General features: G+C 58.3%; 17 protein-coding genes. 7 read left to right on the top strand and 10 right to left on the bottom strand.

Going from position 1 to position 13,588, the window contains the following annotated elements; all coding sequences use genetic code 11:
• Positions 1-45: 45 nt before the first annotated feature.
• From ACMXYJ_RS25195 to ACMXYJ_RS25180, 4 genes are all read right to left on the bottom strand, one after another.
• On the bottom strand, positions 46-1,209 hold the full coding sequence (locus ACMXYJ_RS25195) for an EAL domain-containing protein (protein WP_415757378.1): 1,164 nt from the start codon (positions 1,207-1,209) through the stop codon (positions 46-48).
• 122 nt (positions 1,210-1,331) lie between these two features.
• Complete coding sequence (locus ACMXYJ_RS25190; protein WP_415757377.1) at positions 1,332-1,673, bottom strand: hypothetical protein; 342 nt, start codon at positions 1,671-1,673, stop codon at positions 1,332-1,334.
• Positions 1,670-2,059 (bottom strand): phage holin family protein, encoded by a 390-nt coding sequence (locus tag ACMXYJ_RS25185; protein ID WP_008145878.1) that lies wholly within the window; start codon positions 2,057-2,059, stop codon positions 1,670-1,672. The genes ACMXYJ_RS25190 and ACMXYJ_RS25185 overlap by 4 nt, the downstream gene beginning before the upstream one ends.
• Before the next feature lies 1 nt (position 2,060).
• Positions 2,061-2,375, bottom strand: coding sequence for a DUF883 family protein (locus ACMXYJ_RS25180; RefSeq protein ID WP_017340000.1), 315 nt, complete (start codon positions 2,373-2,375; stop codon positions 2,061-2,063).
• Between the two features lie 306 nt (positions 2,376-2,681).
• On the opposite strand from ACMXYJ_RS25180, the gene ACMXYJ_RS25175 reads away from it, so the two are divergent.
• Positions 2,682-3,890 (top strand): ammonium transporter, encoded by a 1,209-nt coding sequence (locus tag ACMXYJ_RS25175; RefSeq protein ID WP_415757376.1) that lies wholly within the window; start codon positions 2,682-2,684, stop codon positions 3,888-3,890.
• Here ACMXYJ_RS25175 and ACMXYJ_RS25170 read toward each other — a convergent pair.
• A complete protein-coding gene (locus tag ACMXYJ_RS25170) occupies positions 3,887-5,599 on the bottom strand; it encodes a cation:proton antiporter (protein WP_415757375.1) in 1,713 nt (570 codons plus the stop codon). The two genes, ACMXYJ_RS25175 and ACMXYJ_RS25170, sit on opposite strands and share 4 nt — an antisense overlap.
• Before the next feature lie 208 nt (positions 5,600-5,807).
• On the opposite strand from ACMXYJ_RS25170, the gene ACMXYJ_RS25165 reads away from it, so the two are divergent.
• The 3 genes from ACMXYJ_RS25165 to ACMXYJ_RS25155 all read left to right on the top strand — a co-directional run bounded on the left by ACMXYJ_RS25165 (position 5,808) and on the right by ACMXYJ_RS25155 (position 7,491).
• Positions 5,808-6,044 (top strand): glutaredoxin family protein, encoded by a 237-nt coding sequence (locus ACMXYJ_RS25165; RefSeq protein WP_111452360.1) that lies wholly within the window; start codon positions 5,808-5,810, stop codon positions 6,042-6,044.
• A gap of 167 nt (positions 6,045-6,211) precedes the next feature.
• A complete protein-coding gene (locus ACMXYJ_RS25160; protein ID WP_008145883.1) occupies positions 6,212-6,529 on the top strand; it encodes a hypothetical protein in 318 nt (105 codons plus the stop codon).
• Positions 6,530-6,600: 71 nt separating this feature from the next.
• Complete coding sequence (locus tag ACMXYJ_RS25155) at positions 6,601-7,491, top strand: pseudouridine synthase (RefSeq protein WP_415757374.1); 891 nt, start codon at positions 6,601-6,603, stop codon at positions 7,489-7,491.
• Positions 7,492-7,579: 88 nt separating this feature from the next.
• On the opposite strand, the gene ACMXYJ_RS25150 is transcribed toward ACMXYJ_RS25155, so the two are convergent.
• Both ACMXYJ_RS25150 and mobA read right to left on the bottom strand, forming a co-directional pair.
• Positions 7,580-7,801 (bottom strand): YgdI/YgdR family lipoprotein, encoded by a 222-nt coding sequence (locus ACMXYJ_RS25150; RefSeq protein WP_282380102.1) that lies wholly within the window; start codon positions 7,799-7,801, stop codon positions 7,580-7,582.
• 76 nt (positions 7,802-7,877) lie between these two features.
• Positions 7,878-8,480, bottom strand: a complete 603-nt coding sequence (gene mobA / locus ACMXYJ_RS25145; RefSeq protein WP_415757373.1) for a molybdenum cofactor guanylyltransferase MobA — start codon at positions 8,478-8,480, stop codon at positions 7,878-7,880.
• 81 nt (positions 8,481-8,561) lie between these two features.
• Here mobA and moaB point away from each other — a divergent pair, with 81 nt between their 5' ends.
• Together moaB and ACMXYJ_RS25135 are read left to right on the top strand one after the other, a co-directional pair.
• The gene (gene moaB, locus ACMXYJ_RS25140) at positions 8,562-9,101 is read left to right on the top strand and encodes a molybdenum cofactor biosynthesis protein B (RefSeq protein WP_415757372.1); all 540 of its coding nucleotides are present in this window, start codon (positions 8,562-8,564) and stop codon (positions 9,099-9,101) included.
• Positions 9,085-10,311: a molybdopterin molybdotransferase MoeA gene (locus tag ACMXYJ_RS25135; RefSeq protein WP_415757371.1), complete on the top strand. Its 1,227-nt coding sequence runs from the start codon at positions 9,085-9,087 to the stop codon at positions 10,309-10,311. The genes moaB and ACMXYJ_RS25135 overlap by 17 nt, the downstream gene beginning before the upstream one ends.
• A 66-nt stretch (positions 10,312-10,377) precedes the next feature.
• Here the strand turns inward: ACMXYJ_RS25135 and ACMXYJ_RS25130 are convergent, their stop codons facing one another.
• A complete protein-coding gene (locus ACMXYJ_RS25130; protein WP_415757370.1) occupies positions 10,378-10,686 on the bottom strand; it encodes a hypothetical protein in 309 nt (102 codons plus the stop codon).
• A gap of 229 nt (positions 10,687-10,915) precedes the next feature.
• Here ACMXYJ_RS25130 and yegS point away from each other — a divergent pair, with 229 nt between their 5' ends.
• Positions 10,916-11,833, top strand: coding sequence for a lipid kinase YegS (yegS, locus tag ACMXYJ_RS25125; RefSeq protein WP_415757369.1), 918 nt, complete (start codon positions 10,916-10,918; stop codon positions 11,831-11,833).
• On the opposite strand, the gene ACMXYJ_RS25120 is transcribed toward yegS, so the two are convergent.
• Together ACMXYJ_RS25120 and ACMXYJ_RS25115 are read right to left on the bottom strand one after the other, a co-directional pair.
• On the bottom strand, positions 11,817-12,476 hold the full coding sequence (locus tag ACMXYJ_RS25120; protein ID WP_033059158.1) for a response regulator: 660 nt from the start codon (positions 12,474-12,476) through the stop codon (positions 11,817-11,819). The genes yegS and ACMXYJ_RS25120 overlap by 17 nt on opposite strands.
• Positions 12,473-13,366, bottom strand: a complete 894-nt coding sequence (locus tag ACMXYJ_RS25115) for a sensor histidine kinase (RefSeq protein WP_415760803.1) — start codon at positions 13,364-13,366, stop codon at positions 12,473-12,475. Before ACMXYJ_RS25115 ends, ACMXYJ_RS25120 begins: the two co-directional genes overlap by 4 nt.
• Positions 13,367-13,588 lie beyond the last annotated feature (222 nt).

Below are 13,588 nucleotides of genomic sequence, written 5' to 3'. Positions count from 1 at the left end.
TGATTGCTTAAGCTTCCGGGTTCGCGTCTGGACCTGCAAGCGGAACTACAGCCCGGCGGCGTCGATATCGATGAGCAGCAGTCGCTCGCCGTGGTCGAAAAATTGCCCGGCGGTGAGGCAATACTGATTGCTGGTGGCATCGCGGTAAGTATTGGAGAGCGTCAGTCTTCGTTCATCCCAGCCTTCGGCAAGCAGATGATAGAAGTAGGGGCGCCATGACCAGTTGTGGCCCAGGTAGCGATTGTCGGCCTCCCAGCCGTTGTTGCGCCATTCAAGGTTGGGCGTCAGCTGCGTGCCGTGGCGGTCGCATTGGTAGAAGCGCAGCAGCCAGGGAAATGCATCCAGTTGTGGCAAGGCGCTGAGCGGCGCGCGGGCCTGAGCCCATGCTTGCAGGATGGTCATCAGCTCGCTGAGTTGCTGGCGCATGATCATCAGGCGACCGCGCTCCGCCAGCTTCTGCTGAACATAGCGCTGACGCAGTTGCGCGAAGCGCTCGACAACGGCGTCCGAGGCAAAGAAACCGGCTTGTGCCCGGGCGAACAGAAAACCCTGAACGTAGCGCGAACCGCACTCCAGGGCAAAACTCAGTTGAGCTTCGGTCTCCACCCCTTCGGCGATGATCCAGCAACCGGTTTTCTCCGCCATTTGCGCCAGGGCCTTGACCACGTCGCTGCTCGGTCCACCTAGCGCAGCGGCCTGGAACAAGCGCATGTCGAGTTTGAGAATGTCCGGTTGCAGCGCGAGTACGCGATCAAGCTGAGAGTAGCCGGCCCCGAAATCATCGATGGCGATCCTTGCGCCGGCCTGTCGGTAGCGCGTCACGACGTCGGCCAGGCGCTGAATATCGCCCCCTAGTTCGGTGATCTCGAAGACAATCCGTTGTGGATCGACGTTGTGCCTGATCAATTGCTTGAGGCTCGGTAGAGCCTGGTTCTGCCGCAAGCGGTTGATCCAGCGCGGCGATATGTTCAGGCTCAGAAACCAGTCCGAGGGCGCTTCATGCAGGCGGCTCAGCGCGTTATCGCGGATCTGGCGGTCCAGACGACGCAGCGCGATGGCGGGCGTTCGCGGGTCGGCGAACAGCGGCCCCACCGAGGCCAGTTGACCGTCGGCCTGGCGCAATCTTCCCAGCGCCTCGACGCCCGCGATACGGCCGGTGGCGGTATCGATGAATGGTTGAAAGCAGGCGAGCGGTTGCCCGTCGATCACGAGGCCTCCTTGGTCAGGTCTTGTTATTGGATAAACCTGTTCACCGGGTAGGCACGCAGGATTGAACCCCTCGATAAAGAGGTTCAATCCCGGTGTTGCAAGAATGCAGCCAGATAACGGCCTTAGGGGTGACGCGAAGAGCCTTGCATGACTAGCTTGATCAATGGCCCCAGCGTGGTGCCCAGACGAACCAGTCGAGTGAGGCTGCTGACGCCACCGCTCTTGGCGCCCTTACCCGTCAGAAAGCCCAGCAAGGTGACGGCTGCCACGCCCCAGAGTGGAGCGTGCTTGATGCCGAAGCCATCCTGCAGGTTTTGCGTCATCCCACGCACGCGCTGCAAGGGTTGCAGCAGTTGCGCGGATTCGTGGCGGATTTCCTGGCGATGCATTTCCATGCGCAGACGGATAAGTGCCTTGCGCATTTCGGTGCGCGAGCTGTTGTGAGGCAGTTCAGGCAGGCTCATGGCAGCAGACGCTCCCGATCGTTGGCCAACTCTTCCAGGGTGCCGTGGAAGGGCGAGGATTCATCGAAAATCGCCGCTCTCAAGCGCATCGCACAGAAAATGGCCGCGAGTGTGTAGAAAACACAGAGCCCGATGATGGCCGCCAGGCGATACGTGTCCCAAAACAGGATCAACACCAGCGTCGACAACCCCACCAGCAACAGCAAGGCAAAAACCAGCGCCAGGCCTGCGAACAGCAACAGGCTTACCGTGCGGGCTTTTTGTTCCTGCAATTCGATGCCGAACAGTTCGACATGGCTGTGCAGCAGTCCAAGAAACGCGGCACCCAGGCGCCGCGGTGAGGAGCTTGGGCCCGTCGCGGACGAGCCGGATTCGCCGATCGCCATATCAGCGCCGAGTGGCCAGCAAGCCAATCAGGAAACCCACGCCGGCCGCGATCCCTACCGATTGCCATGGGTTGGCCTGGACATAGTCTTCGGTGGCGGTAACGGCGGCCTTGCTGCGTTCGCGCAGGGAGTCTTCGGTCAATTTCAAGGTTTCGCGGGCACGCAGCAGACTGTCGTGGATTTGCTCGCGCAGCTCATCAGCCTGATCGCCGGCCAACGTTGCGGTGTGTTCCAGCAAGCGCTCGGTGTCGCTGACCAGAGTCTGAAAATCGTTCATCAGGATTTCTTGAGCAGTCTTTGCCTTGATGCTGGCCATGGGTGGATCTCCGTAAGTGGCTTCTGAAGCGTTCGAGTATGAGCCTTGCGCGAAGGTTCAGTACAAATGACTGGTACAACTTTTGCTACGTCGTGGTGCGTCTGCCTGCGTTGTTGCGCTGTTGCTGGGCAGGATTCGAGCAAAACCTTATCTCAAATAATGAAAACTCGCGCAAAGGTTCCAACCTTGTGCGCCAAAGTGGCTCATTGGGATCAATCTGCTGATCCTGGCAAGTCGCAACTTGGTGCATGAATTGTCTGCGCGAACTGCTTTGGTGCTTTTTTAGCCTTCAGGTCTGCCAACCCCATGGAAAATCTGCAAAGCGCTGTGGACAGTCTGGTCCATAGCTCCAATACGTTGTTCATTCTGATCGGCGCGGTCATGGTGCTGGCGATGCACGCCGGCTTCGCCTTTCTTGAAGTTGGCACGGTTCGACAAAAGAACCAGGTCAATGCCTTGTCGAAAATCCTCAGCGATTTCGCCATTTCGACCCTGGCCTACTTCTTTATAGGCTATTGGATTTCCTATGGGGTGACCTTCATGCAACCGGCGGCTGTGATCAATGCGGATCATGGCTATGGGCTGGTGAAGTTTTTCTTCCTGCTGACGTTTGCTGCGGCGATACCCGCGATCATTTCCGGCGGCATCGCCGAGCGTGCCCGGTTTGTCCCGCAGTTGTGCGCGACGGCACTGATCGTGGCGTTCATCTATCCGTTCTTCGAGGGCATGATCTGGAACGGCAACTTTGGCCTGCAAGCCTGGTTGCTGGAGCGCTTTGGCGCCAGCTTCCATGATTTCGCCGGCTCGGTGGTGGTCCACGCCATGGGTGGTTGGCTGGCTCTGGCGGCGGTGTTGTTGCTCGGGCCGCGCAATGGTCGTTATCGCGAAGGGCGACTGGTGGCGTTCGCGCCTTCGAGCATTCCCTTTTTGGCGCTGGGGTCGTGGATCCTGATCGTTGGCTGGTTCGGTTTCAACGTGATGAGCGCGCAAACCCTGCAAGGTGTCAGCGGACTGGTGGCGGTGAACTCGCTGATGGCCATGGTTGGCGGTACCGTGGCGGCGCTGATCGTCGGGCGCAACGACCCGGGCTTTTTGCATAACGGCCCGCTGGCCGGACTGGTGGCGATCTGTGCCGGTTCCGATCTGATGCACCCGGTGGGCGCGCTGATCACGGGCGTTATTGCTGGCGCACTGTTTGTCTGGTGCTTCACCGCAGCTCAAGTCAAATGGCGCATCGACGATGTGCTGGGGGTTTGGCCGTTGCATGGTTTGTGTGGCGTCTGGGGCGGGATCGCCTGCGGCATCTTCGGCCAGAGCGCCTTGGGTGGGCTGGGCGGCGTGAGCCTGATCAGCCAGTTGATCGGCACCACGCTGGGGGTGGTCGTGGCGCTGGCCGGTGGCTTTGCCGTGTATGGCGCGATCAAGGCGTTCCATGGTCTGCGCCTGAGTCAGGAAGAAGAGTATTACGGCGCGGACTTGTCGGTGCACAAGATCGGCTCGGTCAGTCAGGACTAGGTCTCTTCGTCGTCAGCGCCTGGATAGAAACCGTGCAGCAGACGATAACGGTCGTGCCGAATCTGGTCGGCCCGCTCTTGTACCTGGTACGCGGGTAATCCCAGCATGATCAGCGCATGGGAGGCGAGCATCAGGCTTGACTCCAGCAGTTCGGGCACGACTTCGCTGGCGCCGGCTGCCTTCAACTCGGCCAGCTGGCTGTCGTCGCGCGTGCGCACCAGAATCGGCACGGTCGCGTTGAGTCGCCGCGCTTCCTTGAGGATCAGCAACGCGATGTCGCTCTGATCCACGGCGATCACCAGCAGTCTGGCGCGATCCAGCCCTATCGCGACCAGCAGTTCACCGCGGCGTGAGTCGCCATAATGCACACAGGTTTCACCCACGGCGGCTTCGTGGACACGCACCGGATCATTATCCAGTGCGATGTAGGTTTGCTGCGCGTTGAGTAGCGCGCGTCCGATAGACTGACCTACACGACCGTAGCCACATATAACGACATGGTTGTGTAACCCGGCATTGAGCGCGCTGATTTCTTCAAGTTTCGCTTCTTCGTTGGGTTTGCGATGTAGGCGTGTGGCGATGCGGGGTGCGGCACGCAGCAACAACGGCGTGACGAGCATCGAACAGAAGGTCGCCGCCAGCAGCAGGCCGCCAAAATCCGCGGGCATCAGTTTGTTCAGCTGCATCTGTGCCATCAGCGCAAAGCAGAACTCGCCGCCCTGGGCCAATGCCAGGCCGCTGCGCCAGGCGGTTTCACCATCGCTGCCACGCCATTTGACCAGCAGCGCAACGACGCTGCCCTTGAGCAGCAACAACCCCAGGGTCAGGCCGAGAATCAGCAGGCCGTGGCTGGCGAACAGCTGCAAGTCGATCAGCATGCCGATACTGACGAAGAACAACCCGAGCAGGATGTCGCGGAACGGGCGGATGTCGGCCTCGATCTGATGCCGGTAGTGGCTTTCCCCCAGCAGCATTCCGGCGAGAAACGCACCCAGGGCAGGGGAGAGACCGAGCAGGTGCGTCAGCCACGCCGTCAGCAAAACAATGACCAGCGCCAGTAGCACGAACAGTTCCGGGGAACGGGCAGCCGCCACTTCATGGAACAGCCGCGGCAGTAACCAGCGACTGGTCAGCAACAGGCCGACGAACAGCACCACGGTTTTACCCAGCGTCAGTGGCAGCGCCCAATACCAGGCTTGATCGCTGCTGCCAGCGAACACCGGCACCAGGGTCAGTAGCAGCACAGCCACGACGTCCTGGAACAGCAACACGGCAATGGCATTTTGGCCGTGACTGCTGAAAATCTCGCCGAGACTGCTCAGCTCTTTACTGACAATGGCCGTGGAAGACAGCGACAGGCCGGCGCCGAGTAACAGCGCAGGCGTGATCGGCATGCCGAGCAGCATCAGCAACCCCCCTAGCAGCATCCCGGAACACAGCACCTGCAGACTGCCAAGCCCGAACACCACTCGGCGCAACACGAGCATTTTCGACAGGGAAAACTCCAGACCAAGGGAGAACAGCAGAAACACCACGCCCAGCTCGGCAAGGTCCGGCAACTCTTCGCTTTCATTCACCCAGTTGAATGCGGTCGGCCCGACGATCAGCCCCACGCACAGGTAGCCCAGCACCGGTGGTAATCGCAGGCGCTGGAACAGTGCAATCACCACCAGAGAGGAGGCGAGGATGATCAACAGGTTAGCGAACACAAAAAACTCCGGTGATGGACGCTGGCAATTCAAGCGTAGAGGCAAATAATCCGTGAGCATCGCGCAATGGCTATTGAAGACGACTGATGTGCGTCAGCGTATTGCCGCGATCCGTTGCCGTTATGGCCCAAGGGTAGAGCATTCAATGGCTCGACGGCTTTTCGGGGCAGGCCTAGAATGATGACTTAATTTTTTCGGTTGAGCGCTCATGCTTCCTGAATGTCAGCTGTTCGGCACCCTTGGATGTCATCTCTGTGAAGTGGCAGAAGCCATGCTGATGGAATTTGTCGAGCGCGGTCTGCTGGTGGAACTGGTGGATATCGCGGACGACGAAACATGGTTCGAAGCCTACAGTCTGCGTATTCCGGTATTACGACGGGTCGATACTGGCGCTGAGCTGGGTTGGCCTTTCAGTGCCGATCAGGTAGTGGCGTTCCTGCGTTAAGCGGTTGTTGCGGTGGCGATGTTCCGCCTGTCGAACTTTGCGATGGATCCCCTTGGCATTACCGGCACTGATCGGATACTGTATGCACATACAGTTATTCGTGATGCCTGCCCTGTACCCTGGTTTTCGGGTTTGGGCAGGCGGTCCGGGCGTGAGAGGGGTGAATCGTGGTCAATGTCGAACAATTGAAGAACAGCGTGAACCGGATGTCGGCGGACGTGGTGCGCGAGGCTGTCCTCGAATTGCGTCTGGATGGCCTGGTGACGGAAGGAAAAACTCCCTTCAATAAACTGCATTTCAATACCTGTTTCGCCGAAATCGAAGCCTTGTTCCAGCGCGCGGGTTATCACCGGCAGCTGGATGTCGTGGGTTATCAGGGCTTGTTGTACGCGCTTTATGACCCTGGTCGCTGGGAGGCAGTCGATGTGCTGCGCTGGCTCAAGGAGTTCACCGAAGCGGCAGCGCGTACGCAGATACCGGCTTGAGGATTCTCTTCTAGGTTCGTTCCGGCCGCTGTTGGATAATGCCGCCCTGTATTGAGGGTTAGAACTTCCGTATGTCCACTTCATCTTTTTCTGCTGCACACAACCAGGCCAGCACGCTCTACTTGCCGCCTGGTCCGTGGCAGACCGTACTCGATTGTCTGTGCGAACACTTCAGTGCCATTGGTCGTGAACAATGGCTGGACAGAATCGCCCGCGGTCGTGTGCTTGATGGGCATGGCATGCCGATCGCCCTGGACTTGCCTTACAAGGAAGGCCTGCGGATTCATTATTTCCGTGAGGTGCCGGACGAAAAGCCGATCCCGGTGGTTGAGTCTATTCTGTACGCGGATGAGCATCTGGTCGTGGCGGACAAGCCGCATTTTCTGCCAGTGACTCCCGCGGGTGAATACGTGGAGCAGACCCTGTTGCGACGGCTGATCCGTCGACTCGACAACCCGCATCTGGTGCCTTTGCATCGCATTGACCGACACACAGCGGGGCTGGTGCTGTTTTCCGCCAACCCTCAGAGCCGTTCTGCCTATCAGTCGTTGTTTCCTACACGGCAGATCGAAAAGCGCTACGAGGCAATTGCCCGAGCGTTGCCTGAACTCTCTTTTCCATTGGTCCATAAGAGCCGACTCATCGATGGCGAGCCTTTCTTCCGCATGCAGGAAGGTCCGGGTGTCAGCAATACCGAAACGGCTGTCGACGTCAGGGAGAAGAACGGTGACCTCTGGCGTTATGCGCTTTACCCGGTAACGGGCAAGAAGCATCAGTTACGGGTGCACATGACAGCCTTGGGCGCCAGCATCTGCAACGACCCGTTTTATCCGCACGTACTCAAGGATGTTGAGGATGACTATGCCAATCCTTTGAAACTGCTCGCTCAGGGGCTACGGTTTGTGGACCCGGTCACCGGCCAGGAAAGAGCATTCGAAAGCACCATCACCCTGCAGTGGTGATCACGAGGTTCAGCGAATCTGCTGATCTTCAGCCACGAAAAAGCCCGCATAAAGCGGGCTTTTTCATATCCAGTTGTCACCGCAAAAATTACAGCTCTTTGACGGTACGAACCTGATCCTTGTTGATGCGGGTCTGCTTGCCATCCAGTTGTTCGAATTCGTAGAAACCCGAATCCTTATCGAACTGTGGCGCGTCGACAGCCTGGATTTCTCGACCGTCATTCAAGGTAATCACTGTAGGCGATGCGCAACCGGCGAGGGTAGCGAGGCCCAGTGCGAGCATGAAAGTGGCGAGGGTCCGTTGAGTCATGAGTGTGTCTCCGAATATGAATTCTTTTGGTTACTGAGCTTGAGACGTGTACAGCGCGCGCAAGTTCCTTCTCCTGTCAGTCTGACACAGTGTTGGGGGCACTTAACAGTTCTGGTGTGTTGAGGTTGGCCAGGCGTGGATCATTGTCGGGGCATTGCAGGGCGGTAGCGCCCAGTTTGCGCATGAGGCGACCCGGGCTGCGTTCGCCGTCGTTCCAAGCACTGTCGAAATCGGCCGAGAGTGCCACGGGGATAATGCACAGCAGAGGTTCCCAGTGTTCGCCATGGCGCAGCATCAGCGGTTGGTCCGGGTGGCGGCTGGCGGAGTCGCGCATGCTATTGAGCAGCGCGGCGTCGATGCGCGGTACGTCACACGGCAGTACCAGCAGATGTGTATGGCGGGCGGCCTTCAGGCCTGCGCGAATACCGGCCAGGGGGCCAGGAAAGTCGACTTCATCGTCATGAACCAGTTGGTCGGCGTAGGGCGCGTACTTTTCCAGATTTCTATTGCAGGAGATGATCAGGTCATCGCTCAGTGAACGTGTCTTGCGGTGCAAGTGGGCAATCAAAGGCTCGCCGTGCCATTGCAGCAGCCCTTTGTCCTGACCGCCCATGCGTTGGCCACGACCACCTGCCAGGAGCAGAATGGAACAGGTTGGCAAATGTGTATTCGAGGTCATGGCAGGTCTCCATGGGGGCGGCGAAAAAATGAGGCGCTGTGATATAACACCGGGCTGTTTCTCCTACAACTGGATGAGCCTATGAAAGCCAAGGCTGATGTACCTTTCGCACCGCTTAACATCGCGGTGCTGACGGTCAGCGATACCCGTACCCTGGAAACCGATACCTCAGGCCAGGTCTTCGTCGACGGTTTGAGCGCTGCCGGCCATAACCTGGCGGCCCGGGTTCTGCTCAAAGATGATCTCTACAAAATTCGCGCGCAAGTCGCCAACTGGATTGCCGACGATGTCGTGCAAGTGGTGCTGATCACTGGCGGCACCGGTTTCACGGGACGCGACAGCACTCCGGAAGCGGTGAGTTGCCTGCTGGACAAACAAGTCGACGGTTTTGGTGAGCTGTTCAGGCAGATATCGGTGGCGGATATTGGCACCTCTACTATTCAGTCCCGTGCCCTGGCCGGCCTGGCTAATGGCACGCTGGTCTGCTGCTTGCCAGGTTCGACCAATGCCGTGCGCACCGGTTGGGATGGCATTCTTGCCGAGCAACTGGATTCACGGCACCGCCCGTGCAATTTCGTGGCCCATCTCAAACAGGCGGCACCCTGTGAATCCCGCGGGTAAGCCAGGCAAGACTGGCAGTCTGATGGCTGTCGAGGTGGCACTGGCACGCTTGCTGGCAATGGCCGAAGCCTCACCGATTCGTGAGCGTGAACGCTTGCCATTGGCGCAAGTTCAGGGCCGGGTGCTGGCCGATGACTTGGTCTCGACGCTTGATCTGCCACCGTGGCCCAACAGTGCCATGGACGGTTATGCCTTGCGCGTGTCCGACTGGACTGCAGAGCCACTGGTTGTCAGCCAGAAGATTTTTGCCGGTCAGGCTCCGGAGCCACTGAAGCCTGGCACCTGTGCACGAATCTTCACCGGTGCGCCAGTGCCCGCCGGTGCAGATTGCGTCGAGATGCAGGAAAACACCGAGGTTCAGGCGGATGAGCGAGTACGTTTCACCGAAACCATGACCCTGGGACAAAACATTCGTCCTCAAGGCCAGGAAGCCACTGTCGGTGAGTTGATTCTACCCGCCGGCACGCGCCTCGGGCCGATCGAACAGGGGTTGGCTGCATCGCTGGGATGCGCAGAGCTGGACGTGATTCGCAAGGTTCGCGTTGCTGTTCTGTCTACCGGGGATGAACTGATTGAGCCGGGTCAGGCTCTGGGGCCGGGACAGATCTACAACAGTAATCGAGTGTTGCTGTGCAGTTGGTTGCAGCGCCTGGGCTGTGAGGTGATCGATGCCGGAATTCTTCCGGATGATTTAGCGACCACCCGCACTCAACTGGGTGAGTTGAAGGATGTCGATCTGATCCTTTCCACCGGTGGCGTCTCGGTGGGAGAGGCTGACTTTCTGGGCATTGCCTTGCGTGAAGAGGGCGAGTTGACGTTGTGGAAACTCGCCATCAAACCCGGCAAACCGCTGACATTCGGGCATTTTCGCGGCGTACCTGTGATTGGTTTGCCTGGTAATCCAGCTTCAACACTGGTGACTTTTGCTTTGTTGGCAAGGCCCTATCTCTTGCGCCGACAGGGTGTAAAAGAGGTTGAGCCCCTGAAGTTTCAGGTGCCGGCAGGGTTTGCATGGCCAAAAGCAGGCAATCGACGCGAGTACTTGCGCGGACGTCTGGAGAATGGCCGGGCAATTATCTACAGGAATCAGAGTTCGGGTGTACTGCGTAGCGCTGCCTGGGCTGATGGTCTGGTCGAGGTGTTGGAGGATCGCACGCTGGTTGAAGGTGATTGCGTGAGCTTCATCCCGCTGAGCGAAGTCCTGAGCTGATTCCTGCCGCAGGCTTGCCGCGCAAACCCGGTTGATCGAACCGGGTTTTGCGTTCATGGCTAACCCTTAACGAGCCAGGAGTGTCACGAGCTGGTCGAAACGGCTGTTGGCAATCCAGGCCAGAACCCCGATGACCACGGCTGTTCCGATAGCCGAATAGGCAAGCCTGTGTTTTATGGATTTGACGTCACTACGGACTTCATCCATGTCTCGTCGGATGTATTTGAGGTGTGTCTCCAATTCAACGACGCGAGATTCCATAGCAGCTTCTCCAATGGGCTTTGCACTGTTTTTGAGTTCAGCTTGATGATTGGCGCGTTTTTCTGCGAGCGGTGCAGCCGGAATGACCGGTGACCTGATCTCTTGGCTTTGCATGGCACGTCCCTGTGTAGTTCCTGCTGATGTTTGATAACTGCAGGCGCCAAGGTGTACCAATCGCATGGGGCGGTCAATTGAGCCGATTCCTCACATCTTGTAAGAAAAAGTCCCGCCTTGTAGGACGCCATACGGCTCGACTTCAAATAATTCAAATTCTTGCGACTTTTATGTGGCGAGATGAGGTCAACATCTCCCATACGGAACTCAATCATGGGAGTGACAACTAATGAGCGAACGCAAGGCGCTGTTGATTCTGCATGGCAAGCAAGCGCTCAACGAGGCGGTTCGTTCGGCCGTTGCGGACAAGCGCCAACAAGGCTGGGAGCTGGCCGTTCGAGTGACCTGGGAAGCGGGCGACGCACAGCGTCTGGTAGATGAAGCACTGGCGGCAGGCTACATGCAGATCATCGCCGGTGGCGGTGACGGTACCTTGCGCGATATTGCCGAAGCCATGGCGGCGCATTCGACGCAGGCCAGTCTGGTACTGATGCCCTTGGGGACCGCCAATGATTTTGCGCGAGCCGCCGGCGTGCCTCTGGAGCCCGCGCAGGCGCTGCAACTTCTCGACGTTGCGCCGAGTGCCATTGATCTGGGTGAGGTCGGCGGGCAAGTGTTCCTGAATATGGCCACGGGCGGTTTTGGCAGCCAGGTCACGGCAAACACCTCGGAGGACTTGAAGAAAGTCCTCGGGGGCGCGGCTTACCTGTTCACCGGTTTATCACGCTTCAGTGAATTGCACGCAGCCTATGGCGAGTTGCAGGGGCCTGATTTCCAGTGGAGTGGCGAGCTGTTGGCATTGGGCATCGGCAATGGCCGGCAGGCAGGCGGTGGCCATGTGTTGTGTCCAGAAGCGCTGGCTGACGACGGTCTGCTGGACATCAGTATTCTGCCTGCGCCGCAGGAAGTCGTCGGCACCTTGAAAACCCTGCTGGCGGATGGCTTCGGCATCGACAACATGTTTGTGCGAGTCCGGTTGCCATGGGTCGAAATCAAGGTCTCGGAAGGCCTCTACATCAACCTCGATGGCGAACCTCTGGAAGGTGACAACCTGCGTTTCTCGACACGTCCAGCGGCACTGCGCGTGCATTTACCTGAAAACTCGCCGCTGCTGGGGTCATCGCAATTGATCAATCATCCAGGCTGATGATCTGCTCGCGCACGGCGAACAGTACCAGGCCCGCCACATCGTAGATCTGCAAGCGCTTCATGATCTGCGAGCGGTGGGTTTCAACGGTCTTGATGCTGAGGCCTAGGCCATTGGCAATTTCGCGGGTGGATTTTCCGCGAACGATCAGCCGAAGGATTTCCAGCTGACGCGCTGTCAGGTTGTGCGAGTCGGCGGGTTCCGGTTGGTTTTTCTGAGTTCGGGTCAGCGCCTGGTTGATGACGGTGTGGGCGATGGCCGGGCTCAGGTAGCGTTCGTTGTTACGCAAGGCATCCAGGGCATGTTCGAGCTCGGTGGCCGTGGTGTCCTTGAGCAGGTAGCCATGTGCACCGGATTCCAGTGCCTGCATGATGAGTGCTGGATCTGTGTGCATCGACAGGATCAGCACCTTGCTCTGCGGGCGTACTCGCTTGAGTCGCTGCAATGCGTCAAGGCCACTGGTTTCCTTCATGGAAATATCCAGCAGGACGATGTCCGGGGACAACTGTTCGACCATCTCGAGCAACTGCGAGCCGTCATTGGCCTCACCGATTACCGCGTAGCCGGGAATATCCAGTACCAGAGCGCGCACGCCTGCCCTGATAAGCGAGTGGTCATCCACCAGAAGTAAGTTACAAGTCAATGCATAACCTTATTCGTACTGGCCCGTTCGAGCGCACGAGGGGCCCACGGGAAGAGTGCTTCGATTTGAGTGCCTTTGCCCGGCTCGCTGGTCACGCTCAGTGTGCCGCCCAACTGATTGATCCGTTCCGACATCCCCGCCATTCCGCGTTGCCCTTCACGACCAGGGTCCGTCGCTGGTGCGAAACCCAGGCCATCGTCGCTGATCAACAGGGACAGGCCCTGAGGCAGGCGTTGCAGGCGGACCAACAGATTCTTCGCTTCGGCATGGCGCAATATATTGGTCACCGCTTCCTGGGTGATTCGAAAGGCGGCCAGCGTCATTTCCTCCGGTATACCGGCCAAACGCTGATGGCATTCCAGGCTCCAGTGCACCGGCGTGTTGGCCAGCGTCTTGAGTAAATGCGCCCGCAGACTGGCTTCCAGCCCGAGACTGGTCAGCTGCCTCGGATTGAGAATGGCCGATACGTCTCGCACTTTGGCCAGGGTTTCTTCCAGCGTGTCGCAGAGCACCGAACACTGGCCCTGAAGCTCTTCGGGCATTCGGCGTTTGAGCCAGTCGCTTTGCAGTTTTGCCGCGGTCAGCAATTGGCCGATGTCGTCATGCAGTTCCCGACTGAGCCGGCGACGTTCGTTTTCCTGAACCTCCAACAGCCGGTCAGCCAACTCCTGGGGTTGAAACTTTATCGACTTGCGCGAAAGACAATACTGCACCCAGACGCAGGTCAATGCCGCGATATTGAGTACCAGCAGACTCAGCGGCAGGGGAGCGGACAGGTTATAAATCAGCAGGTAGCCAAGTGCCGAGCAGGTACACAACCCAAGCGTGACCAGACGCGCGTTTTTTCGGGAGGGTGGCTTTAGGGTGATTGACTTGAGGCTGGCGTACATAGCGGATGGAGCCAATGGATGTTCGCTGCGGGAAGACCGGGCATCGTGGATGACGGGTCTCTGTCTGGAGTCACTCTGCCATTAATTGACGTCAACTAATGGGCGGCATACTACCACTTAAGATACCGTTGGTCGCGTTTGGTATATAGGTCTGCCGAGTCAGGAAATAAGCATTTATGGACAGCAATTCCATATTGGAAAAAGTTGGGTGGCAAGAATGGT

It is taken from the genome of Pseudomonas arabinosi (assembly GCF_047758675.1).
GTDB classification, from domain to species: Bacteria; Pseudomonadota; Gammaproteobacteria; order Pseudomonadales; family Pseudomonadaceae; genus Aquipseudomonas; species Aquipseudomonas arabinosi.
Note: the sequence above shows the minus strand (reverse complement) of the source record. Positions and strands in the feature narration are given on the sequence as shown.